Annotated in this window: 18 protein-coding genes and 1 riboswitch; of the genes, 5 read left to right on the forward strand and 13 right to left on the reverse strand. The window is 70.2% G+C overall.

The window, feature by feature from the left end; all coding sequences use genetic code 11:
* Positions 1-33 precede the first annotated feature (33 nt).
* Positions 34-642, forward strand: coding sequence for a class I SAM-dependent methyltransferase (locus ABZ796_RS23330; protein ID WP_357340163.1), 609 nt, complete (start codon positions 34-36; stop codon positions 640-642).
* Positions 643-688: 46 nt separating this feature from the next.
* Here ABZ796_RS23330 and ribH read toward each other — a convergent pair whose 3' ends face one another.
* From ribH to ABZ796_RS23360, 6 genes are all read right to left on the reverse strand, one after another.
* Positions 689-1,171, reverse strand: coding sequence for a 6,7-dimethyl-8-ribityllumazine synthase (gene ribH, locus ABZ796_RS23335; protein WP_357340164.1), 483 nt, complete (start codon positions 1,169-1,171; stop codon positions 689-691).
* Positions 1,168-2,445 carry a bifunctional 3,4-dihydroxy-2-butanone-4-phosphate synthase/GTP cyclohydrolase II gene (locus tag ABZ796_RS23340; RefSeq protein ID WP_357340165.1) on the reverse strand — a complete coding sequence of 426 codons (1,278 nt, stop codon included), beginning with the start codon at positions 2,443-2,445 and terminating at the stop codon, positions 1,168-1,170. The genes ribH and ABZ796_RS23340 overlap by 4 nt, the downstream gene beginning before the upstream one ends.
* On the reverse strand, positions 2,442-3,050 hold the full coding sequence (locus ABZ796_RS23345) for a riboflavin synthase (protein ID WP_357340166.1): 609 nt from the start codon (positions 3,048-3,050) through the stop codon (positions 2,442-2,444). The genes ABZ796_RS23340 and ABZ796_RS23345 overlap by 4 nt, the downstream gene beginning before the upstream one ends.
* Entirely contained in the window at positions 3,050-4,117 is a 1,068-nt protein-coding gene (ribD, locus tag ABZ796_RS23350; protein WP_357340167.1) for a bifunctional diaminohydroxyphosphoribosylaminopyrimidine deaminase/5-amino-6-(5-phosphoribosylamino)uracil reductase RibD, read from the reverse strand. The genes ABZ796_RS23345 and ribD overlap by 1 nt, the downstream gene beginning before the upstream one ends.
* A gap of 93 nt (positions 4,118-4,210) precedes the next feature.
* A riboswitch (FMN riboswitch) is annotated at positions 4,211-4,357 on the reverse strand.
* A gap of 51 nt (positions 4,358-4,408) precedes the next feature.
* Positions 4,409-5,068 carry a ribulose-phosphate 3-epimerase gene (gene rpe, locus ABZ796_RS23355; protein ID WP_357340186.1) on the reverse strand — a complete coding sequence of 220 codons (660 nt, stop codon included), beginning with the start codon at positions 5,066-5,068 and terminating at the stop codon, positions 4,409-4,411.
* A gap of 87 nt (positions 5,069-5,155) precedes the next feature.
* A complete protein-coding gene (locus ABZ796_RS23360; RefSeq protein WP_357340168.1) occupies positions 5,156-5,449 on the reverse strand; it encodes a hypothetical protein in 294 nt (97 codons plus the stop codon).
* Between the two features lie 163 nt (positions 5,450-5,612).
* Between ABZ796_RS23360 and ABZ796_RS23365 the strand changes: the two genes are divergently transcribed.
* Positions 5,613-6,380 carry a LuxR C-terminal-related transcriptional regulator gene (locus ABZ796_RS23365; RefSeq protein ID WP_357340169.1) on the forward strand — a complete coding sequence of 256 codons (768 nt, stop codon included), beginning with the start codon at positions 5,613-5,615 and terminating at the stop codon, positions 6,378-6,380.
* A 108-nt stretch (positions 6,381-6,488) separates the two neighbouring features.
* Here ABZ796_RS23365 and ABZ796_RS23370 read toward each other — a convergent pair whose 3' ends face one another.
* The 3 genes from ABZ796_RS23370 to ABZ796_RS23380 all read right to left on the reverse strand — a co-directional run bounded on the left by ABZ796_RS23370 (position 6,489) and on the right by ABZ796_RS23380 (position 10,538).
* Positions 6,489-7,109 (reverse strand): HAD family phosphatase, encoded by a 621-nt coding sequence (locus ABZ796_RS23370; protein WP_357340170.1) that lies wholly within the window; start codon positions 7,107-7,109, stop codon positions 6,489-6,491.
* A 125-nt stretch (positions 7,110-7,234) separates the two neighbouring features.
* Entirely contained in the window at positions 7,235-9,364 is a 2,130-nt protein-coding gene (locus ABZ796_RS23375) for an alpha/beta fold hydrolase (RefSeq protein WP_357340171.1), read from the reverse strand.
* A gap of 73 nt (positions 9,365-9,437) precedes the next feature.
* Positions 9,438-10,538, reverse strand: a complete 1,101-nt coding sequence (locus tag ABZ796_RS23380) for a class I SAM-dependent methyltransferase (RefSeq protein WP_357340172.1) — start codon at positions 10,536-10,538, stop codon at positions 9,438-9,440.
* A 136-nt stretch (positions 10,539-10,674) separates the two neighbouring features.
* Between ABZ796_RS23380 and ABZ796_RS23385 the strand changes: the two genes are divergently transcribed.
* Positions 10,675-13,389, forward strand: a complete 2,715-nt coding sequence (locus ABZ796_RS23385) for an AAA family ATPase (protein ID WP_357340173.1) — start codon at positions 10,675-10,677, stop codon at positions 13,387-13,389.
* 20 nt (positions 13,390-13,409) lie between these two features.
* On the opposite strand, the gene ABZ796_RS23390 is transcribed toward ABZ796_RS23385, so the two are convergent.
* The 3 genes from ABZ796_RS23390 to ABZ796_RS23400 form a co-directional block, all read right to left on the reverse strand.
* A complete protein-coding gene (locus ABZ796_RS23390) occupies positions 13,410-14,528 on the reverse strand; it encodes a sterol desaturase family protein (protein ID WP_357340174.1) in 1,119 nt (372 codons plus the stop codon).
* A gap of 67 nt (positions 14,529-14,595) precedes the next feature.
* Positions 14,596-16,101 (reverse strand): acyl-CoA synthetase, encoded by a 1,506-nt coding sequence (locus ABZ796_RS23395; protein WP_357340176.1) that lies wholly within the window; start codon positions 16,099-16,101, stop codon positions 14,596-14,598.
* A 4-nt stretch (positions 16,102-16,105) separates the two neighbouring features.
* A complete protein-coding gene (locus ABZ796_RS23400) occupies positions 16,106-17,656 on the reverse strand; it encodes a long-chain-fatty-acid--CoA ligase (RefSeq protein WP_357340178.1) in 1,551 nt (516 codons plus the stop codon).
* Between the two features lie 207 nt (positions 17,657-17,863).
* On the opposite strand from ABZ796_RS23400, the gene ABZ796_RS23405 reads away from it, so the two are divergent.
* A complete protein-coding gene (locus ABZ796_RS23405) occupies positions 17,864-18,493 on the forward strand; it encodes a TetR/AcrR family transcriptional regulator (protein WP_357340180.1) in 630 nt (209 codons plus the stop codon).
* Here the strand turns inward: ABZ796_RS23405 and ABZ796_RS23410 are convergent.
* A complete protein-coding gene (locus ABZ796_RS23410) occupies positions 18,456-19,619 on the reverse strand; it encodes an acyl-CoA dehydrogenase family protein (protein WP_357340182.1) in 1,164 nt (387 codons plus the stop codon). The two genes, ABZ796_RS23405 and ABZ796_RS23410, sit on opposite strands and share 38 nt — an antisense overlap.
* Before the next feature lie 216 nt (positions 19,620-19,835).
* Here ABZ796_RS23410 and ABZ796_RS23415 point away from each other — a divergent pair, with 216 nt between their 5' ends.
* The gene (locus ABZ796_RS23415) at positions 19,836-22,148 is read left to right on the forward strand and encodes an FdhF/YdeP family oxidoreductase (RefSeq protein ID WP_357340184.1); all 2,313 of its coding nucleotides are present in this window, start codon (positions 19,836-19,838) and stop codon (positions 22,146-22,148) included.
* Positions 22,149-22,393 lie beyond the last annotated feature (245 nt).

Below are 22,393 nucleotides of genomic sequence, written 5' to 3' on the forward strand. Positions count from 1 at the left end.
AAATTATAGCGAGACCGCTACTCTCTGTCCCTGATGACCATGACCGAGATCGGCGCCGCCTACGACAGCCGCGCAGCTGAGTACATCGACCTGTTCGGAACGATCGACAAGCTCGCACAGCGCGACCGCGACACGATCACCACCTGGCGAGACACCACGACCGGCCGCCTCCTGGACGCCGGCTGCGGCCCAGGGCTCTGGAGCCAGGAGCTCACCACGAGCGGCCTCCGCGAGGTGATCGGCCTGGATGCCTCAGCCGAGTTCGTCGCCGACGCACGAGCGCGGTATCCAGACGTCAGCTTCCAGCGAGCCGACCTCGCGGCGATCCCCCTGGCCGACGGCTCGGTCGGCGGGATCCTGGCCTGGTACTCGATCATCCACACCCCACCCACCGACCTGCCCGCGATCCTGGGCGAGCTCGCCCGCGTCCTGACGCCCGGCGGCTCGACGCTGATCGGGTTCTTCGACGGCGAGCCGGGCGAGGCGTTCGACCACGCGGTGCACACCGCCTACTACTGGTCAGCCGAGGCCCTCGAGGAGCTCCTCGCCCCGCACGGGTTCACGGTGGGGCAGGCCGCAACCCGACAGGACCCGGGCGCGCGCCGCCGCCAGGGTGATCTGGTCGCCACGCTCATCGACTGACCCCCGACGCCGAGTCGGCTCGTCATGACGAGCCGACTCGGCGCTGTCAGTAGTGGCGTACGCAGTCGCGCAGGGCGAGCGCGGTCTCCATGGCCGCCGCGGCGGCCTCGTAGCCCTTGTCCTCGCTGGATCCCTCGAGCCCGGCCCGGTCGAGCGCCTGCTCCTCGTCGTCGCAGGTCAGGAGGCCGAAACCGACGGGAACCACGTGGTCGATGGCGACCCGGTTCAGCCCGTCGGTGGCGGCCGAGCAGACGTAGTCGAAGTGCGGGGTGCCGCCACGGATGACGACGCCCAGCGCGACGATGGCGTCGTAGCCCGACTTGGCGAGCGCCGCGGCCGCGACCGGGAGCTCGAAGGCTCCCGGGACCCGGACGACCGTCAGCCCGCCGACGGCGGCATCCTTCAGCGCCCGCTCGGCGCCGTTCAGCAGGCCGGTCATCACCTCGTCGTGCCAGCGCGCGGCCACCACGGCGACCCGCAGGTCGCTCGCGTCGACGACCTCGGGGGTAGGGGCTCCCTTGCCACTCATCGGTTCTCCTCGACTCCGTTGGACTCAGACATGTTCAGATCGGGCAGTGCGTGACCCATCCGGTCACGCTTGGTCAGCAGATAGGCGAGATTGTGCTCGTTGGGCCGCGGGGTGAGCGGCACCCGCTCGGCGACCTCGACGCCGTACGCCTCCAGGTTGCTCACCTTCTCAGGATTGTTGGTCAGCAGGCGTACCGAGTCGATCTTGAGGTCGCGCAGGATCTGCGAGGCGGAGCCGTAGTGGCGGGCATCGGCCGGCAGGCCGAGGTCGAGGTTGGCGTCGACCGTGTCGCGGCCGCCGTCCTGCAGCTGGTAGGCCTGCAGCTTGGCGAGCAGCCCGATCCCGCGGCCCTCGTGGCCGCGCAGGTAGACCACGACGCCGCAGCCGGCCTCCACGATCCGCTCGAGCGCCTCGCGCAGCTGTGGCCCGCAGTCGCAGCGCCGGGACCCGAACACGTCCCCGGTCAGGCATTCCGAGTGCACCCGGGCGAGGACCGGATCGCATCCGGACACGTCGCCGTGGACGAGCGCGACGTGCTCGACGCCATCGTCGGTGGTGCGGTAGCCGTAGGCGGTGAACTCGCCGAACTCGGTGGGCAGCCGGGTCACCGCGCGACGCTCGACCAGCACCTCCGTACGCCGCCGGAAGGTGACCAGGTCGGCGATCGAGATCATCGCGAGGCCGTGCTCGTCGGCGAACTCCCGCAGCTGCGGCGCGCGCTGCATGGTGCCGTCGTCGTTGACCAGTTCGACCAGGGCACCGGCCGGCTCCAGGCCGGCCAGCCGGGTCAGGTCGACCGCGGCCTCGGTGTGGCCGACCCGCACCAGCACTCCCCCGTCGCGGGCGCGCAGCGGGAAGACGTGACCCGGACGGGTCAGGTCGCCGGCGACCGACGACGGACCGGCGAGCAGCCGGGTCGTCAGCGCCCGGTCGGCCGCCGAGATGCCGGTCGAGACACCTTCACGGGCGTCGACGGAGACGGCATACGCGGTCTGCTTGCGATCCTCGTTGACACGAGTCATCGGCGGCAGCTCGAGGGCGTCGAGCCGCTCCCCCGGCAGCGCCACGCAGATCACGCCCGAGGACCAGCGGATCGCGAACGCCATCACCTCCGGGGTCGCCAGTTCGGCGGAGAAGATCAGGTCGCCCTCGTTCTCCCGGTCCTCGTCGTCGACGACCACGACCGGCTTACCGGCCGCCAGGTCGGCGATCGCGTTCTCGACCGGATCCAGCCGGACCCCCACGTACTGCTCGGTACCGTTCTCGATACTCATGACCGAATCCCTTCCGGTGAAGTCAGCACGAGCTTCTCCACGTGCTTGGCGATGATGTCGGTCTCGAGGTTGACCTCGTCGCCGACGGCCCGGAACCCCAGCGACGTACGCGCCAGGGTCTCGGGGATGAGGCTGACCGTGAACGCGTCGTCGCTCACGGAGACGACGGTGAGGCTGATCCCGTCGACCGCGATCGAGCCCTTCTCGACGACGTAGCGGACCAGCTCGGGAGGCAGCGAGATCGTGACGACCTCCCAGTGCTCGCTCGGCTCGCGCGAGACGATGCGGCCGACACCGTCGACGTGCCCCTGGACGATGTGGCCGCCCAGCCGGGTCGTGGGAGTGACGGCACGCTCCAGATTGACCTGGTCGCCGGCCGTCAGCGCGTGCAGGCTCGTCCGCTTGAGCGTCTCCAGCATCACATCCGCGGTCCACTCCCGCTCACCGAGCGTGGCGACGGTCAGGCAGCAGCCGTTGACCGCGATGGAGGCACCCAGTTCGGCGTCCGACAGCACGGTCTCGGCGGAGATGGTCAGGCGTACGGCGTCGCCCTGGTCCTCGATCCCGGCGACGGTGCCGAGCTCCTCAACAATCCCGGTGAACATCACTGCTCCCCTTTCTGTGGTTCCAAGATGAGTCGTACGTTCGGCTCCTCGCCGGGGGCGGCCGGTGCGAGCACGTCGACGGAACGCACCCGCGGCCGGAAGGCGTCGGAGATGGTGGTGATCCCGAGGTCGGCGACGGCCGAGCGGCCGGCGCCGAGCAGGAACGGGGCGACGTAGACGACGATCTCGTCCACGAGGCCCGCCTCCAGGAAGGCCGCGGCCAGCGTCGGCCCGCCCTCGAGAAAGACATGGCGCCGCTCGCGCTCCCACAGCTCGGCCAGCGCCGCGTGCGGGTCGCGGGTGCGGAGGTGCAGCGACGGAGCCTGCGTGTCGAAGATCCGACGTTCGGCCGGAAGGTCGCGCTCCCCCATGACGACCCGCAGCGGCTGTACGCCGACCAGCCGGTCCTCCAGGTCGCGGACCGTCAGCGCGGGGTCGTCGACCTCGACCGTGTTGGTCCCGACCAGCATCGTGTCGGACAGCGCCCGCAGCTTGTGGTTGTCGAGCCGCGCGGCGCGCGAGGAGACCCAGCGCGAGGTGCCGTCGGCGGCGGCGCTGCGACCGTCGAGCGTGGTGGCGAACTTCCAGGTGACGTAGGGGCGCTGGAGCTCGGCCGCGCGCGTCCAGACCCAGTTGAGCTCACGGGACTCCGCGGCGTACAGGCCCTGCTCGACCTCGATCCCCGCCTCCTTCAGCCGCTCCGCTCCCCCGGCGGCGACCGGGTTGGGGTCGGCCTGGGCGAAGACGACGCGAGCGACGCCGGCATCGATCAGCGCCTGCGAGCAGGGTCCGGTGCGGCCGGTGTGGTTGCACGGCTCGAGCGTGACCACCGCGGTCGCCCCGCGCGCCGCCTCGCCTGCCTTCGACAGCGCGTCGACCTCGGCGTGCGGGGTGCCGGGCCCGCGGTGGAAGCCCTCGGCGATCATCGACCCGTCGGACCCCAGGAGTACGCAGCCCACCCGTGGGTTCGGGTAGGTGGCAGGTCCCGGGGCGCCGATCGCAGCGGCCAGGTCCAGGGCACGACGCATCGCCCCCGGCTCCGGGTCACGCTGATCCAAGCACTTCATCTGATCCCCTCTGGTCCGTCTCACGGACTCCGGGGTTCAGGCCGAGACATCGCGCCGCGCGCTGTGGATCCAGGGCGGTCACGACGAATCGGGCTGCGTGCGTCTTCCCATCCGGACTTTAACCGTCGGTGCAGGAGTTTCACCTGCTCAACCGATGACTGGCTGTCATCGGGTCGCGGACTTCTGGACCTGAATCCAGTCACCGCCGGCTCGGAATTTCACCGACCCCAGAGCACGCGAGCACAAGCTCGTCTGAGAACCAGTGTGCCACACCGGCGGCACGAGGCCGGTTCAGGCGTCGACAGCTGAGACGGCCTTGTCCCGCAGCGCGTTGACCATCGCGTCCGGGTCCGCGGCCGAGTAGACCGCGGAGCCGGCGACGAAGACGTCGGCCCCGGCCTCGGCGCAGCGCTCGATGGTCTCCAGGGAGACCCCGCCGTCGACCTGCAGCCACGTCTCGACACCGTGCTTGTCCATCATCGAGCGCGCCCGGCGGATCTTGGGCAGCACAAGGTCGAGGAACTTCTGCCCGCCGAAACCGGGCTCGACCGTCATCAGCAGCACCATGTCGAGCTCGGCGAGCATGTCCTCGTACGGCTCGATCGGGGTCGCCGGCTTGAGCGCCATCGAGGCCCGGGCACCCTTCGCCCGGATCTCGCGGGCCAGGCGTACCGGTGCCTTGGTGGCCTCGACGTGGAAGGTCACCGAGCCACAACCGGCCTCGACGTAGGCCAGCGCTTCACGGTCGGTGTTCTCGATCATCAGGTGGGCGTCGAGGGGCGTGTCCGTGGACCGCGCGATCGCCTCGACCATCGTCGGTCCGAAGGTCAGGTTGGGCACGAAGTGGTTGTCCATCACATCGACATGGATCCAGTCGGCGCTGGGGATCCTGGCCACCTCGGCCCCCAGGGCGGCGAAGTCGGCGTTGAGGATGGACGGAGTGATCTGCATGGACACGAATGGAACCTTAGTAGGTCTCGGTCGGGTTCTCCGGCGGCCGGCGCCCGCGAATCCTTCGAGCGGACGCCGGGGCTGGAGTCAAAGGACGGGCCGCGCCGTGCGATGGCGCTGGACGGCGGTCGCGACCGCCGCGCCGATCACCAGCGCGGCGAGAACGGCGAGGGCGAGCAGCGACCACTGCAGGGCGGAGACCGCCGTGTCGGTGACCGGCGGGGCCGGCGCAGTGCCGGGCGTCGGGGGAACATCCCCCGCTCCGCCCGTTTGCGGGTCAGGGTAGTTCGCCGCTGCTCGGCCGGCGGCGACGAGCAGGATGCCCAAGGCCGTCGCGATGCTGGCGGCGAGTCGGGCGAACGGACGAGTCAAATAGTTCATGGCGACCTCCGTGGTCGGTGTAGATGGTGATCTCCACGGTCCACCTCCCCGGCACCCGACGGAATCAGACGTACCGCGCACGAGATTGTGCGTACGCCGTTCCGCGTATATCCGGATCGACCTTCCGGTCCTAGACTTAGGCGCAGACCGAGGGGGCGAGCGCATGACAGGTCGCTGGGTGCTGACCGACGACGACGTCCAAGCCCTGCTCGCGGTCCTCGAACGTTGCGACGTGACCGAGAGCGGCGACATCTTCTATCCCCACGTGCTCGCCGGACTGCGTGAGTTGATCCCCTGCGACGACATGACGTTCCAGCTCATGGACGTCAGCGAGCAGCGGGTGCACCTCCTGGAGGCTCGCGATGACGGTGCAGACCGCGAGGTGTCCTGCGACGACGAGGAGTACGACCAGCTGTTCTGGCAGGAGTTCTGGAACTACGGAGGCTGCGCGGGCCCGGTGCTCACCGGCGACTACACGACAGTCTTGCGCGACTCCGACCTGTGGACCGAGCGGGCCTATGCAAACACGCCGATGGGCTCGTTCCACGCCGCTTTGGGAATCCACCAGCACAAGGTGCTCGTACCGATGGCACCGTACGGTCCGCTGGACCGGCGACTACTGCTGTTCCGCGACGACGGCCCGGGCTTCACAGAGCGTGAGGTGAACATGCTGCGGCTGGTCCGGCCTCATCTGGCAGAGCTGCACGCACGCCGAGACCGCGAGCTGCGGGGCGAGCCGAACCTGACACCGCGCCAATGGGAGATCCTGCGCCGCGTCGCCACCGGGGCGAGCAACATCCAGATCGCCAGGTCGCTCGGTCTCTCCGACGCGACGGTGCGCAAGCATCTGGAGAACATCTTCCTCCGGCTCCACGTCATGAGCCGGACCGAGGCGCTCGCCCACGTACGCCCGTTTCTCGACGCAGCCTGATCTGCGTCCACGATCCCACCCTTGGCGCCGGAAGCCGACTGGCTCGGTCGCGGTGAACCGAGCGCTGCTCCGCCGCGGCCGGCTCGCACCGCGGACGCTCGATGTGACCTACAGTCCGGCCAGGTCGGCGTACGTCATGCCCTCGAGCGTGTCGCGGAAGACCCGGCGCTCGCCGGGGGCGACGGGGACGTGGTTCTCGATGACAAGGACGGTGCAGCCGGCCGCTTCGGCGGAGCGGGCTCCGGTGTTGGAGTCCTCGACCGCGATGGTGTCCTCGGCCGCGACCCCGAGGGCGGCGGCCGCGGTCAGATAGGGCTCGGGGTGGGGCTTGCCGTTGCGCACCATGTCACCGGTGACGATCACCTTGAAGGTGCCCTCGGGCAGCTCTTGGAGGATCGGGCCGACGAAGCGGGCGTACGACATCGTCACCAGGGCGCATGGCACGCCCTGCTCGAAGAGGTCGGTGAGCAGCTCACGCGCTCCGGGGCGCCACGGGACTTCACGCTCGACCTGCTCGACCACGCCGTCGAGGAGCATCTCGACGATCTCCTCGGGCTCGTGGGGAAGACCCATGCCCACCTTGACCAGCCGCGCCGACTCGATCAGCGCGTTGCCGACCAGCTCCATCGCCTGCTCCTCGGACCACGTCGCCCCGAAGCGCTCGGCGATCGCGTACTCCGCGGCGATCCAGTAGGGCTCGGTGTCGACCAGGGTGCCGTCCATGTCCATCAGGATCGCGGCCGGGAACTGCCTGGATGGACTGTCAGGTGCCTGGTTGGTGTTCAGCGGAGCCTCCGGTGGAACGAGATCGGGTCGCGGTGCGGGACCAACCTTAGGGCCTGGCGGGGGCGGGATCAGAGAAGGTCGGCGACCAGTGCGGCGGCGCGTCCGGCGCCGTCGGTCTCGACCGGCCGGCTGCCGGGCTCGCGGCCGATCTCCTCGGCGATCGCGCGCGCGAGCGTGTCCGGGTTGAGGTCGTGGTACTCGAGACAGCGGCCGGCGCCGTACTGCTCGAGCCGGTGCCGGACGTGGATGTTCTGCTCGAAGTGGTGGCGCAGCGGCACGTAGACGAACGGCGTGCCGGCAGCGGTCAGCTCCATCGTCGTGGTCAGGCCGCCCTGCACCACGGCGAGGTCGCAGGCGCCGAGGAGCCGGTAGAGATCGGGGACGAAGCCGACGACCTCGAAGCCGGGCCGCGCTCGGACGACGCGGGTGTCCAGGCGTGGGCCCGTCACGACGACCATCCGAAGGTCCGGCACGGCCGCGCGGGCGGCGTCGTAGGCGCCCTCCACCCGGCGGAGCAGGTGGCTGCCGACTCCGGACCCGCCGACGGTGACCACGCACACCCGCTCGTCCGGTCGCCAGCCGAGCTCGCGCCGCAGCCGCGCCCTGTCGGCGATCGAGCCGGGGTCGATGCCGGTGACGTAGCCGCTGAAGTCGTAGTGCTGCCGCGTCCAGGCCGAGATCTCGGGCAGGTCCTCGCCGAAACGCCCGGGCACGACGTCCACGGGGTTCCCGACGAAGATCGCCCGGTCCCGAAGGCGCGGATCGCGATCGACATGCTCGAGCATCTCGGCGTTGTGATCGGCGGTGACGAACCGTGTCCGCTCGTCGTCGTCGGGCATCGGGAGGAATCCGACGAAGTCGGTCAGCCACACGTAGCCGAAGCGCTTGAGCCCTGGGTTCTCGTGCAGGAAGTGGTCGACGTCCCAGGCCTCGTCACCGACGACGAGGTCGTAGCGCTCGTCGCGGACGACGTCATCGAAGACCATGAAGTTGTTGACGAGGACCTCGTCCATGCGCCGCAGCGCGTCGAAGACGTGCAGGTCGTGCTCGCCCGACTCCTCCTCGATATGGCGCGACTCGTTGGCGAGCCACCCGCTGGCGGGATGGATCCGTTCGCCGGCGGCCGCGAGGATCCTGGTCACCGGATGCTGGGCGAGCCAGTCGATCCGTACGTCCTCGTGGCGCTCCCGGAGGGCCTGCGCGATGGCCAGGTCGCGGCGGGCGTGCCCGAGCCCGATGGGCGAGGAGAGATAGAGCACCTTCTTCGGGCGGTGGGACGCGCGTACCCGGGGCCGGCTCACCGGCGGCGGCGGTCGGACCGCGTCCGCGAAGTCCTTGATCAGGTGGTTGATCTTGACCGGGTCGCGGCCCACCACACCGTGCCCGCTGCCCTCGAGCAGCACGAGCGACCCACCCGTGAGCTCGACGAGGCGTTCGCTGATCGCGACCGGCCGGATCTGGTCCTCGGTCCCGTGGATCGCGAGGACCGGGCACCGGACCCGGCCGCAGATCTCCTCCACCGAGGCGCAGACCACCCCGTCGCGCCCGAGCCGCGCCGCGGTGGCATCGGCGACGACCTGGGGCGTCGTCTCGTGCGCCCAGGCGATGCAGTCCTCGATCTGCTTGGTCGAGTGCGGCTCGGGGAACATCGTGGTGAAGAAGAACTCCAGGAAGTCGTCGTAGCCGCCCTCGAGCCAGTGGTTCCGGTTGTACTTCGCCCACCCCTCGGTGGTGTCGAGACGGGCACCCCACACCGCAGCGTCCCGAGCCTGGACGTTCGCGAAGCCGCAGGCCGCACCGATCGCGACCAGACCGGCCACCCGGCCCGGGTGATCGGCAGCCAGGTGCAGGCTCCAGGTCACTCCGGACGACATCCCGACGACGACCGCACGATCGGTGCCCGTGGCGTCGAGGACGGCGAGCGCGTCGGCGGCGTACGCCTCGCTGGTGTACGCCGCCGCTCCCTCCGGCCGGTCGGACCGGCCGTTGCCGCGACCGTCGAAGGTCACAACTCGGAAGTGCCGCGCCAGGTAGCCGATCTGCGCCTTCCAGAACCGGGAGTGGATGATCGTCCAGGTCGGCATCAGCACGATGGTGCGGTCGTCCGGGCCGGCGGTCGCTGCACCGTAGACCTCGTAGTGGACCTTGATGCCGTCCGTCTCCACGTAGCCGTCGGCATCGGGCTCGCGTGCCCTCATGGCCCCAGTGTGACTCGGTCGGGCCCGGTCGCGCCGGGCTTCGACCGAGCGACGAGCCGCGAGAGCCTCCCCCTCACGGCCGGACCTCGTAGACGCGGTTGAACGGGGTCTCGGACACGCCCTCGAACCGGGTGAACCCGGCCGCGATCGTCACGTCGCGGATCCGGGCCGGGCCGGCCTGGGTCCCCAGCGCGAGCCCGACGTCCTGGGCGAGCGAGCTGGGCGTGCAGAGCAGCGTGGAGAAGCCGTAGTAGGCGCGACCGACCGCGTGCAGGTTGTCCTCGACGTGGTCACCGGCGATGGGCTCGACGACCATCCAGGTGCCGTCCTCGGCGAGCGACTCCCGGACGTGCCGCGCCGCGCCGACCGGGTCACCCATGTCGTGCAGGCAGTCGAACATGGTGACCAGGTCGTAGTCGCCGCCGCCGAACGCGGATGCCGGGGCGACCTCGAACCTCACCCGGTCCGCGACGCCCGCGGCCGCGGCGCGCTCGCGCGCGGTCGCGATCGACGCCTCGTGGTAGTCCCACCCGACGAATCGGGAGTCGGGGAACGCCTGCGCCATCAGGATCGTCGAGGCGCCGTGGCCGCAGCCCACGTCGACGACCGTCGCTCCGCGCTCGAGCTTCTCCACGACGCCGTCGAGGGCGGGCAGCCACTCGGGGATCAGGTGGGCGTTGTAGCTCGGGCGGAAGAACCGCTCGCAGCCGACGTGTACGTCGGCGTCGTGCTCGTGCCATCCGTAGCCGCCGCCGTTGCGTGCGGCCTCGAGGATGTGCGAGGCGTCGTGGACGGTGCCGAGCGCGATCTGGAACATGCCGGGCAGGAAGGCCGGGCTGTCCTCGACCGTCAACGCCACCGCGTGCTCCTGCGGCAGCGTGAACCGGCCGGTGGCCGGGTCGTAGGTGACGTACGAGCCGGCGGCCTGGGCGTTGAGCCACTCACGGGCGTACGGCTCGCCGGTGGCGGTCCGCGAAGCGAGCTCGGCCGGGGTGCTCGGCCCGTTGGCCGCGAGGTCGCGGTAGTAGCCGAGCTTGTCGCCCATCACCACCAGAGCGGCGTTGAGCGTCGCACCGACCTCGTCCACCGCACGGAAGACGAAGGCCATCAGCTTGTCCATGTCGATCTCGACCTCGTTCGTGCCCGGGGTCATGGCGTCATCAGTGGTAGTCATGGCCGGAACGCTAGGAACGCTCGGTACGTCCCCGCGTCAGGTGCCCCACCTGGTCCTGTTCCTGGGGTACCCAGGAACAGGTAGGACGCTGTTCCACCGCGGCGCCGGCACCGGAGCCGGCGCCTAGACTCACCTGGTGCTCATCGGACGCGACGTCGAGCAGCGGATCGTGGACCGGCTGTTCGCCGGAGCGAGGCTCGGCCGCGGTGGCGCTCTCGCGGTCACCGGCGACCCCGGTGTCGGCAAGACCGCACTGCTCGACGATGCGCTCGAGCGTCTGGAAGGCGTCCGCGTCCTGCGCGCGACCGGCACCGAAGCGGAACAGGACCTCGCGTTCGCCGGGCTCCACCTGCTGCTCCGCCCGGCGCTCCATCTCCTCGACACGCTGCCCGTCCCGCAGGCAGCAGCACTGAGCAGCGCACTCGCACTCCAGGCGGCGACCGCCGGCGATCGGTTCGCCATCGGCGCCGCCACCCTCGCACTGTTGTGCCGGTACGCCGAGCAGGCCCCGATAGCCGTCGTCGTCGACGACCTGCAGTGGCTCGACCGGCCGTCGGCCGAGGCCCTTGCCTTCGCCGCCCGCCGGATCGACGCGGACCCGGCCGTCGTCCTGCTCGCCGGCCGATCCGGAGTGTGCGACGGACTCGTCGACGGCCTCGACGTGCTCGAGCTGTCCGGTCTCGACGCGGCCGCGTCCGGTGACCTCGTGCGGGCGCTGGAGATCGCGCCACCGACCGAGGATCAGGTGGCCCGGCTGTTCGCCGCGACCGGCGGCAACCCGCTCGCCCTCCTCGAGCTCGGTCGCAGCCTCGAGCTTCTCGACGACCGGGCCCCGGGGCTCCCGCCGGCGCTGCCCGCCGCCCTCGCGACCGCCTTCTCCCGGCGGCTGGCGGAGCTCGACCCGGGATCCCGGACCGTCCTGCTCGCTGCCGTGGTCACCAACGGCGACCTCCACCTCACGTGCGAGGTCTGCAAGCGGCTCGGGCTCGACGTCTCCGGCCTCGGTGCCGCCGAGCGTGCCGGGCTGGTCGTCGTGACAAGCAGCCGCATCGACGTACGACACCCGCTCGTACGCGCGGCCGTCTACGCCGAGGCCGAGCAGGCTCTCCGTCGATCCGTCCATCTCGCCGTGGCCGACCTGCTGCCGGACGACGCGGAGCGTAGGGCGTGGCATCTGGCGGAGGCGACCTGGGGTCCCGACCCGGAGGTATCGGGTCTGCTCGAAGCCGCCGCCGACAGCGCGAGCGCCCGTTCGGCGTACACCGTCGCGAGCACCGCCTATGAGCGCGCGGCACGGCTGAGCACGGACCCCGAGCGGTGGCACCTCCTGCTGTGCGAGGCTGCCGAGGCGGCATGGACCGGAGGGCGCCACGACCGAGCGGTCGCGCTGCTCGACGAGATCGAGACCCGGCCCGTCCCGATCCTCATCCGCTCTCGCACCCTGCGGATCCGGGCGCAGATCGCGGCGCGGAGCGGGTCTGTCACCGATGCCGTCCGCATCCTCGAGCGGTCGGCGCCCGAGGCGCCCGCTCCCGATGACACCGTGCTCCTCCTCGCCGAGGCGCTGCACGCCGCCTTCTACCTGGCCGACGCGGCGGTGTCGACACGCCTCGCCACGTCCCTGCTGGCAGCGGTCGCCACCGCCGAATCGCCTCGCGCTCGTGCCATCGGGCTCGCCGCGGCGGGGATGGCGAAGGTGCTCAGCGGCACGGGCGGACTGGCGGAGATCCAGGCGTCGGTTCCGCTGCTCGCCGCGCACGCCGACCCGGTCGAGCATCCCGAGGCGCTGCCGTGGCTGCTGACGACGCCGTTGTTCCTCCGCGACGCCGAGACCGGTGCCGACCTGCGCCGGATCGTCGACGACGTACGGTCCCGCATGGGCGTCGGCCTGCTGCCCAACGTGCTCTTCCACGTCGCCCGGGACCAGGCGACGTCCACGGCCTGGTCCCGGGCCGCGGCCAACTACGAGGAGGCGATCCGGCTCGCGCGCGAGACGGGCCAGGGCACGGACCTCGCCATGTCCCTCGCCGGGCTGGCGTGGCTCGAGTCCCGGCAGGGTCGGGGCGACGCCTGCCGGGAGCATGCGACCGAGGCCGTCCGGCTGTGCACCCGACGGGGCATCCGGATGGGCGAGGCCTGGTGCCTCTACGCCGTCGGCGACCTCGAGCTCGCCGAGGGCGACCCCCGAGCCGCCACGAAGACGTTCCTCGACCTCTCGCGACGGCTCGAGGAGTGGGGCATCGCCGACCCCGACCTCTCCCCCGGCGCGGAGCTGGTCGATGCCCTGCTCCGCCTCGGCCGGCCCGCCGAGGCGGAGGCCGAGGCCCGGCGGTACGCGGCCGCGGCACGTACGAAGGGTCGACCCTGGTCGGTCGCGCGGGCGCACCGGGCGTTGGGAACCGTGGCGGACCATGGTTCCTTCGACGCGCACTTCGAGGCGGCCATCGAAGGTCATGCGGACACCCGTGACCTCTTCGAGGCCGCGCGGACCCACCTGGCGTACGGGGGCCGGCTCCGGCGGGCGGGACGCCGCGTCGATGCCCGCGCGCACCTGCGCACCGGACTCGAGTCCTTCGACGACCTCGGGGCCGATCCCTGGGCCCGGACCACCGCCGCCGAGTTGGAGGCGACGGGCGAGAGGGTGGCGCGGCGGGAGGCGTCGGGAACGGCGTCCCTGACACCGCAGGAGCTGCAGGTCTCGCTGCTCCTCGCCGAGGGCCGCACGACACGTGAGACCGCGGCCGCACTCTTCCTCAGCCCGAAGACCGTCGAGTACCACCTGCGGAAGGTCTACACGAAGCTGGACATCCACTCCCGCGCCGAGCTCGCCGAGCAGCTCCTGGGTGCATGAGGAGACGCTCCTGACCCACGTCAGCGGACGTACTCGTCGAAGGTGCGCTGGCCGAGGAACGGGGCGACGTGCTGGGCGAGGATGCCGACCGGCACGGTCTCGCGCTTGAGCACGCCGTACTCCTCGGGCCAGCTGCCGTCGCGGGGCAGCTTGAAGGAGCCCATCAGCATGTCGATCACCGGCAGGTGGATGGCGTAGTTGCGGTCCCAGTAGTCGAGGTGCCGGGCGTGGTGCCAGTGGTGGTAGCGAGGCAGCACGATCAGATACTCGAGGAAGCCGAACCGGATGCCGAGGTTGGCGTGCGCGACCACCGCCTGGATGCCGACGAGCACGGCGTACGCGTTGACGACCGAGGTCGAGAAGCCGAGGAACAGCAGCGGCAGCAGCACGATGCTGCGGGTCAGCACGGTCTCGACGAAGTGCACCCGGGAACCGGCCAGCCAGTCGAGCTCGGGGCTGGAGTGGTGCACCGCGTGGAACCGCCACAGCACCATGATCCGGTGGTAGCAGCGGTGCAGCACCGCCTGGGCGAGGTCGGCGAGGAAGACCGCGAGCAGGAACGCCGCGACGAACGGCAGGTCCTGGATCCACGCCTGCACACCCGGCACCTTCACCGTCGAGACCACCAGCGAGGTCGAGGTGGTGACCAGGATCAGGATGAGCTGGACGAGCACGTGGCTCATGAAGAAGTAGCAGGCGTCGGTGCGCCAGCCCGGCCGGAAGACCGGCACCGGACGGCGGGCGAAGGCGTGCTCGAGCGGGATGAACACCAGAGCCGAGAAGAACAGGGCGAGCACGAACCAGTCGAGACCGAGCGAGAACGGCGTGTCCTTCACCGGACCGTCGAACGGGACCTCGGTGCCGCCGAGCAGCACGGCGGCGGTCGCCGTGCCGACGCCGGTGAATGCCAGCCGCTTGTGCTGGTCCCGGAGCACTGCGATCGTGCCCGCGAAGAAGGCAGCAGCCAGACCGACCAGCAGCAGCGTACGCGCGAAGTCCTCGGTGTAGATCGCCCGGAACTCGCGGCTGGTCAGCAGCTCCGGGAAGTGGAAGCAGAGCACCGTGGCCAGGCTCAGGACTCCCAGGAAGCAGGAGGCGGCCGGAGCGAGCAGATGGTGGCGCAGCAGGGTCGTGGACATGGCAGAGATTCTGGCCGCCGGCGCACCCTCGCCGCCTGAGTCCAGGTACTCAACTCACCCGCGCAGCTCACTCCAGCAGACGGCGCTTGACCATCTTCCCGGTGGGTGTCCGCGGCAACGAGTCCCGGAAGTGGATCTCGCGCGGAACCTTGTAGTGGGCGATCCGGTCCCGTGCGTACGCGGTCAGCTCCTCCTTCAGCCCAGGGCCGGTGTCGGCGCCCGGAGCCGGCTGGACGAACGCGGCGACCCGCTCCCCCATCTCCTCGTCCGGGACACCGATGACGGCGATGTCGGAGACGGCCGGATGGAGGCTGAAGAGGTCCTCGATCTCCTGGGGGTAGATGTTCACGCCTCCACTGATGATGGTGAACGCGACCCGGTCGGTGAGATGGAGGAAGCCGTCCTCGTCGAGGTAGCCGACGTCGCCGACCGTCGTCCACGAGGGGTGCTCGGGGTGCCTGGCGGCATCGGTCTTGGTCGGGTCGCCGAGGTAGGCGAAGCTGCGGTCGTTGCGCTCGAAGTAGATCGCCCCGACCTCTCCGGGGCCGACCTCGCACCCGTCCTCGCCGACGATGTGCGGGACGCCGATGATCGGCCGGCCGACGGAGCCGGGATGTTCGAGCCAGGTCGCGGAGTCGATCGCGGTCGCGCCCATGCCCTCGGTGGAGGCGTAGTACTCCTCGATGATCGGACCGAACCACTCGATCATCCTTCGCTTGACCTCCACCGGGCAGGGCGCCGCGGCGTGGACGACGCACTGCAGCGAGGCGACGTCGTAGGAGCGGCGTACGTCCTCGGGCAGCTTGAGCATCCGCACGAACATCGTCGGCACCATCTGGGTGTGGGTGACGCCGTAGCGCTCGATCGTCGCCAGCGCCTGCTCGGCCTCGAAGCGCTCCATCATCACCAGGGTCCCGCCGTAGGCGTGCACGACACCGCCGAACCGCAGCGGCGCGGCGTGGTAGACCGGCGCCGGGGAGAGATAGACCGAGGCGTCGTCGAAGCCGTACGTCGTGCCGAAGACGAGCGGGTAGACGTAGCCCGGCTCCCCGACCGCGATCTCGGGCAGCGGCGCCTTGATCCCCTTCGGGCGCCCGGTGGTGCCCGAGGAGTAGAGCAGGTCGTCGCCGTGGGACTCGGTGAGAGGTCCCACGCCCGCGGCCGCCAGCGCGGCCTCGTAGGTGGCATAGCCGTCGACCTCACCGCCGTAGGCCAGCCGGTGGGCCACGTCGACCTCCAAGGTCGTGGCGGCCGCGACGTCCGCCGAGACCACCAGCGCCTTCGCGCCGCAGTCGGTGACGATGTAGGCGACCTCGTCAGCGGAGAGGTGACTGTTGACCGCGGTGACGTAGAGCCCCGAGCGCAGAGCCGCCCAGTAGACCTCGTAGGCCTCGGGCCGGTTGTCGCTCAGCAGCGCGACCACGTCGCCGCGACGCAGCCCGCAGGCGTGCAGGTGTCGCGCGAGCCGGAGGCTGCGCTCCGCCAGCTCCTGGTAGGTGAGCACCCGCCCCGAGCCCGCCATCACGATGGCGGGCTTGTCGGGGGTGCGTGCCGCCCAGACCCCGGGGAACACGGCCTCAGCCCTGGGTCCGCAGCTCGGTCTTGCGGACCTTGCCTCCGGCGTTGCGCGGCAGCGCCTCGAGCACGACCAGGTCCTTGGGGAGCTTGAACCGGGCCAGCCGGGTGGTCAGGAACTCGTTGAGCCCTTCGAGGTCGAGGCTCTCACCCGGCTTCAGCGCCACGTGCGCGACCGGAACCTCGCCCCACTTCTCGTCGCTGCGACCGACGACCGCCGCCTCGACCACCGCGGGGTGGGCGTGGATGGCGTTCTCGACCTCGGCGCTGTAGATGTTCTCGCCGCCGCTGATGATCATGTCCTTCGCACGGTCGACCACCCAGACGAAGCCCTCCTCGTCCTGACGGACCAGGTCTCCGGAGTGGAACCAGCCGCCGGCGTACGCCTTCTCGGTGGCCTCGATGTTGTTCCAGTAGCCCTGGGTGACCGAAGGGCCGCGGTAGACGATCTCGCCGACCTCGCCGACGGGCACGTCGTTCATCTCACCGTCGACGATCCGGTACTGGATGGTCGGGATCGGGCGGCCGACCGAGCCGAGCTTGCGCAGCGACTCCTCGCCGCGCAGCACGCAGGTGATGGGTGAGGTCTCGGTCTGCCCGAAGACCGCGACGTTGAGCGCGTTCGGGAAGGTCTCGGCCATCGCCTTGAGCAGGGTCTCGGAGGCCGGAGCGGCGCCCCAGGAGATGATCCGGAGCTTGAGGTCGCGCTCCTTGATGCCCGGCAGCGCGCAGATGGCCTGCCACTGCTGGGGCACGTTGAAGACGACGGTGGCGCCCTCGCGCTCCCAGGCGTCGACGACCTCGCCGGCGTCGAACGCGCCGAGCGGGTGGATCACGCTCGGGATGCCGAGCAGGAAGTTGGCGGCCAGCGAGCCCAGGCCGGCGATGTGGAAGAACGGCGCGGTCATGAACGCGATGTCGGACTCGTCGCCGACGTCGTTGGCGCGAATGCAGGTCAGTGCCTGCATCTGCATGTTGTGATGCGTCAACATCGCGCCCTTGGGCTTCCCTGTGGTGCCCGAGGTGTACATGATCAGCGCCACCGAGTCCTCGGAGATGTCGCCGAGTTCAATCGGCTCACTGCCCTCGACCAGGCTCTCGTACGCCTCCATCCCCTCGGCCTCGCCGATGACGACCTGCGTCTTGAGCCCGGGCGCGAGACCCGCGGTGGCCGCGGCCAGCGGGGCGAGGAGCTGCTCGGTCACGATGACGGTGGCGCCGCTGTCCTCGACCAGGCCGGCGATCTCCGGCGGAGCCAGCCGGGCGTTGACCGGCACCGCGATCGCGCCGAGGCTGTTGATCCCGAAGACGGCCTCGACGAACTCGGGCCGGTTGAGCGTCAGCAGGATCACCCGGTCGCCCTGCCGGACACCGCGCTCCCGCAGCGCGCCGGCGAAACGCAGCGACCGCTCGTGGAGCTGCTTCCAGGTGGTGTCCACCCCGAGGAAGCGCAGCGCCGTCGCGTCGGGCCGCCTCACCGCGTGCCCGGCGGTCTGGCTCATCCAGTGGTTGCGGAACGTCCAGGCCGGGGCCTGCGCAACGTGGTCGCTCATCGATCTCCCTCTCCCAGGCGAAACCATGTGGTTTCCATCACAGCATTTTTTAATACAGATTCATATTCGAGCACAAGGGTCGTCTCACGTCAGAAGCCGACGACTGCGACCGACAGAGTCACGGCGGGGCCTGGCGGGACGGGCGGCGAGGGCGCCACGCACGAATGAGTACGGTCACGAAAACTGAATCTGTATTAGAATTCAATCGTGGCATCGAAGTCGGAGAAGACCCGCAAACGCATCCTGGACGCGGCGGCAAGCGTGCTCTCGCAGAGAGGATACGCCGGGATGCGCCTCGGCGAGGTCGCACAGGTGGCCGGCGTCCAGGCGCCGGCGATCTACTACTACTTCGCCTCCCGCGACGAGCTCGTCGAGGAGGTCATGTGGGCAGGAGCGCACGACGTCCGCATCCACGTCGAGGAGGCAGTCGCCGCACTCCCCGACGGCACTGCCCCTCTCGACCGGATCATGACCGCTGTCGACGCTCACCTCCGCTACGAGCTGGAGATCTCCGACTACGCGACCGCCTCGATCCGCAACGCCCGGCACGTGCCCGAGGCGCTGCGGGACCGGCCGGCCGCCGAGGAGTCGCTCTACAGCCACTTCTGGCGTGACCTCTTCGAGGCGGCGAAGAAGGAGGGCACGATCCGGGACGACCTCGACGCCACCACCTTCCGGATGCTCCTGCTCGGCGCGATGAACTGGGTCGTGGAGTGGTGGCGGCCCGAGACCCGCGGCCTCGACGAGGTGATCGCCGTCGCCCAGGACATGGTGCGACGGACGGTCACCGATCAGGAGGTCAGAGACCCAGGTCGCGGCCGACGATCTCTTTCATGATCTCGGTCGTGCCACCGTAGATGGTGGTGATGCGGGAGTCGAGGTAGTCCTGCGCGATCCGGTACTCGAGCATGTAGCCGTAGCCGCCGTGCAGCTGGACGCAGCGGCCGACGACCTGGACGTACTGCTCGGTGGTCCAGAACTTCGCGGCGGCCGCGTCGACGGCGCTCAGCTCACCACGGGAGTGCCGGGCGAGGAGGTCGTCGATGTAGGAGCGGCTGACCCGCACCGCGGTGACCATGTCGGCCAGCTCGAACCGGGTGTTCTGGAAGGAGCCGATCGGCTTGCCGAACGCCTGGCGCTCCTTGACGTACGTCAGGGTGCGCTCGAGCACGCCCTCGGCCGCGGCGACGGCGTTGGCGGCGATCGAGATCCGCTCCTGGGGCAGGTTGCGCATCAGGCCGATGAAGCCACTGCCCTCCTCGCCGAGCAGGTTGGCCGCCGGGACGCGTACATCCTCGAAGAAGAGCTCGCTGGTGTCCTGCGCGTGCAGGCCGACCTTCTCCAGGTTGCGGCCGCGCTTGAAGCCGGGGGTGTCGGCCTCGATCACCAGCAGGCTGATGCCCTTGTGCTTGTCTTCGCCCGTACGCACCGCAGTGACGACCAGGTCGGCGTTCTGTCCGTTGGAGATGAAGACCTTGGACCCGTTGACGACGTAGTCGTCGCCGTCCCGGACCGCGCTGGTGCGGATCCCGGAGAGGTCGGATCCGGTACCGGGCTCGGTCATCGCGACGGCGACGATGAGCTCGCCCGCTGCGATGCCAGGCAGCCAGCGCTGCTTCTGCTCGTCGTCGGTCAGGTCGGTGAAGTAGGGGATCACGATGTCGTTGGAGAGCCCGACCCCGGCGAGGCCGTCGGAGACCGGGTGCCGGGCGAGCTCCTCGCCGAAGATCGCGTTGAAGCGGAAGTCGCGGGTGCCTCCCCCACCGAACTCCTCGGGGATGTTGAAGCCGAGCACACCCGCCTTCGCGGCCTCGGTGAACAGCCAGCGGTCTACCTTCCCCTCCCTGCTCCAGCGTTCGGCGTGGGGGGCCGCGTGCTTGTCCACGAACGCTCGGGCGGTCTCCCGGAACGCTTCGTGGTCCTCGTCGTACAGGTTGCGATCCGTGGGGATGGCACCGCTCATCAGCTACTCCGATCTGGCGTTTTTTAAATCGTATTAGATTTTGAAACCGTGTCAAGAGCGTCTCTTGTCGCCGTCCACCACCGACGCTGTCGGAGCCGACACGATCCCGTCGCCGCGCCTGTCGCCGCTCGCGAAGGCGGCCGGGCGGGACTAACGTCGACGACGAGGCGGGGCCGCCCGGCACGCCCTCGGTCACGACATGCACAGGAGCGCGAGATGGTCGACCAGCACACCTCCGACCAGGACACCTCCGGCCAGGGGCCGGTCCCCGCAGGTGAGTGGAAGCAGCGCGACTACCACCATCCGGCGGCCGGCTGGGGCGCGGCGACCTCGGTCATGAAGGTGCTCTCCCGCGAGCAGGCGATCGTCTCCGGGACCAGGGCGATGTTCAAGATGAACCACGAGAACGACGGGTTCGACTGCCCGGGCTGCGCCTGGCCCGACGACATGAAGGGGCTCAAGCTCGACCTGTGCGAGAACGGCATGAAGCACGTCGTGTGGGAGATGACCGCCAAGCGGGTCGACCGCGACTTCTTCGCCGCCCACACGGTCACCGAGCTGGAGACCTGGTCCGACTTCGAGCTCGAGGACCAGGGCCGGCTGACCGAGCCGCTGGTCTACGACGAGGCGAGCGACCGCTACCTGCCGATCTCCTGGGCCGACGCGTTCGCGCTGGTCGGCGACACGCTGCGTGCCCTGGACTCCCCCGACGAGGCCGCGTTCTACACCTCGGGGCGTCTCGGCAACGAGGCCACGTTCCTCTATCAGCTGTGGGCGCGCGAGTTCGGCACCAACAACCTGCCCGACTGCTCCAACATGTGCCACGAGGCCTCGGGGCGTGCCCTCACCGCCGCGATCGGGACAGGCAAGGGCACCGCCGACCTCAAGGACTGGGAGAGCGCAGAGGCGCTCTTCGTCCTGGGCGTCAACGCGGCCTCCAACGCGCCGCGGATGCTCACCGCGCTGACCGAGGCCTACGACCGCGGTGCCCAGATCGTGCACATCAACCCGCTGGTCGAGGCCGCCGCCCGCAAGGCGATCATCCCGCACGAGTTCGTCGACATGGCCCTCAACAAGGCCACCCGCACCAGCACCCTCAACCTGCAGGTCCGCCCCGGTGGCGACCTCGCGCTGCTGCGCGGGATGGCCAAGGCGCTGCTCGAGGAGCACCGCAGCGACCCGAAGGCGCTCGACGTCGAGTTCATCGAGCGCTACACCACGGGATTCTCGAACTATCGGGACCTGGTCGAGTCGACCTCCTGGGACGACCTCAGCCGCCAGGCCGGGCTCAGCGAGGCCGAGATCCGCAAAGCCGCCGAGGTCTACTCCGCCTCCGACCGTACGCTGATCAGCTGGTGCCTCGGCGTGACCCAGCACGAGCACGGCGTCGACACGGTGCGCGAGATCGTCAACGTCCTCCTGCTGCGCGGCAACCTCGGCCGCGAGGGCGCCGGCCCCTCCCCCGTACGCGGCCACAGCAACGTCCAGGGCAACCGCACCTGCGGCATCGACCACAAGCCGACCGGCGCGTTCCTCGACCGGCTCGGCGAGGTCTGCGGCATCACCCCGCCGCGCGAGCGCGGCCTCGACACCGTCGGTGTCATCAGGGCCATGAACGAGGGCCGGGTCAAGGTGTTCGTCGGCATGGGCGGCAACTTCGTCATGGCCGCTCCCGACACCGCCTACACCGCCAGCGGCCTGCGCGAGTGCGACCTCACTGTCCAGGTGAGCACGAAGCTCAACCGCAGCCACCTGGTCCACGGCCGCAGGGCGCTGATCCTCCCCTGCCTGGGTCGCACCGAGAAGGACCACCAGGCCGGTGGCCTCCAGGAGACCTCCGTCGAGGACTCGATGAGCATGGTCCACCTCTCCCGCGGGATGAAGCGGCCCGCCTCACCCCACCTGCTCTCCGAGCCCGCGATCATCGCCGGGATGGCGCGGGCGACCCTGCCCGCGAGCGCGAGCCCGTGGGAGTCCTGGGTCGAGGACTACGACCGGATCCGCGACGTGATGGCCAAGGCCCTGATCGGCTTCGAGGACTTCAACCGCCGGGTCCGGCTCCCGCTGGGCTTCCGGCTCAAGCAGCCCGCCCGCGAGCTGGTCTTCAACACGCCGTCGGGCCGGGCGGAGTTCTCCGCGACGCCGCTGCCCGACGTGATCCCGGCCGACGACGACGTCCTCGTGCTCCAGACGATGCGCTCCCACGACCAGTGGAACACCACGATCTACTCCGACGACGACCGCTACCGGGGCATCAAGAACCTGCGTACGTTGATCCTGATGCACGAGGACGACATGCGCTCGCGCGGGATCACCGAGGGGTCGCTGGTCGACATCGTCGCCACCGCCAAGGACGGGTCGGTCCGTTCGCTCCGCGGTTATCGCGCGCTGCGCTACGACCTCCCGCGAGGGAGCGCCGCGGGCTACATGCCGGAGATGAACGCGCTCATCGGGGTCAGCGACTACAGCCTCCAGAGCGACCAGCCATTGATGAAGAACGTGAAGGTCCGGGTCACGCCGAGCCGCTGACCCCCGGCCCCGCCGGTCGACCTGACACCGCCCCCGCCGGTCGACCTGACACCACCCCCGCCGGTCGACCTGACACCACCCCCGCCGGTCGACCTGACACCGCCCCCGCTGGTCGACCTGACACCGCCCCCGCTGGTCGACCTGACACCACCCCCGCCGGTCGACCTGACACCACCCCCGCCGGTCGACCTGACACCACCCCCGCCGGTCGACCTGACACCGCCCCCGCTGGTCGACCTGACACC

This window comes from Nocardioides sp. NPDC047086, assembly GCF_040643685.1.
In the GTDB taxonomy this organism is placed as follows: Bacteria; Actinomycetota; Actinomycetes; order Propionibacteriales; family Nocardioidaceae; genus Nocardioides.

Bases quoted from the DNA above. Each gene is read 5' to 3' on its own strand.
- ABZ796_RS23400 (WP_357340178.1), bottom strand. From the start codon at position 17,656: ATGAGCGACCACGTTGCGCAGGCCCCGGCCTGGACGTTCCGCAACCAC.
- ABZ796_RS23340 (WP_357340165.1), bottom strand. From the start codon at position 2,445: ATGAGTATCGAGAACGGTACCGAGCAGTACGTGGGGGTCCGGCTGGAT.
- ABZ796_RS23370 (WP_357340170.1), bottom strand. From the start codon at position 7,109: ATGGACATGGACGGCACCCTGGTCGACACCGAGCCCTACTGGATCGCC.
- ABZ796_RS23380 (WP_357340172.1), bottom strand. From the start codon at position 10,538: ATGACTACCACTGATGACGCCATGACCCCGGGCACGAACGAGGTCGAG.
- ribH (WP_357340164.1), bottom strand. From the start codon at position 1,171: ATGAGTGGCAAGGGAGCCCCTACCCCCGAGGTCGTCGACGCGAGCGAC.
- ABZ796_RS23410 (WP_357340182.1), bottom strand. From the start codon at position 19,619: ATGAGCGGTGCCATCCCCACGGATCGCAACCTGTACGACGAGGACCAC.
- ABZ796_RS23375 (WP_357340171.1), bottom strand. From the start codon at position 9,364: ATGAGGGCACGCGAGCCCGATGCCGACGGCTACGTGGAGACGGACGGC.
- ABZ796_RS23345 (WP_357340166.1), bottom strand. From the start codon at position 3,050: ATGTTCACCGGGATTGTTGAGGAGCTCGGCACCGTCGCCGGGATCGAG.
- ribD (WP_357340167.1), bottom strand. From the start codon at position 4,117: ATGAAGTGCTTGGATCAGCGTGACCCGGAGCCGGGGGCGATGCGTCGT.
- rpe (WP_357340186.1), bottom strand. From the start codon at position 5,068: ATGCAGATCACTCCGTCCATCCTCAACGCCGACTTCGCCGCCCTGGGG.
- ABZ796_RS23415 (WP_357340184.1), top strand. From the start codon at position 19,836: ATGGTCGACCAGCACACCTCCGACCAGGACACCTCCGGCCAGGGGCCG.
- ABZ796_RS23330 (WP_357340163.1), top strand. From the start codon at position 34: ATGACCATGACCGAGATCGGCGCCGCCTACGACAGCCGCGCAGCTGAG.
- ABZ796_RS23390 (WP_357340174.1), bottom strand. From the start codon at position 14,528: ATGTCCACGACCCTGCTGCGCCACCATCTGCTCGCTCCGGCCGCCTCC.
- ABZ796_RS23360 (WP_357340168.1), bottom strand. From the start codon at position 5,449: ATGAACTATTTGACTCGTCCGTTCGCCCGACTCGCCGCCAGCATCGCG.
- ABZ796_RS23365 (WP_357340169.1), top strand. From the start codon at position 5,613: ATGACAGGTCGCTGGGTGCTGACCGACGACGACGTCCAAGCCCTGCTC.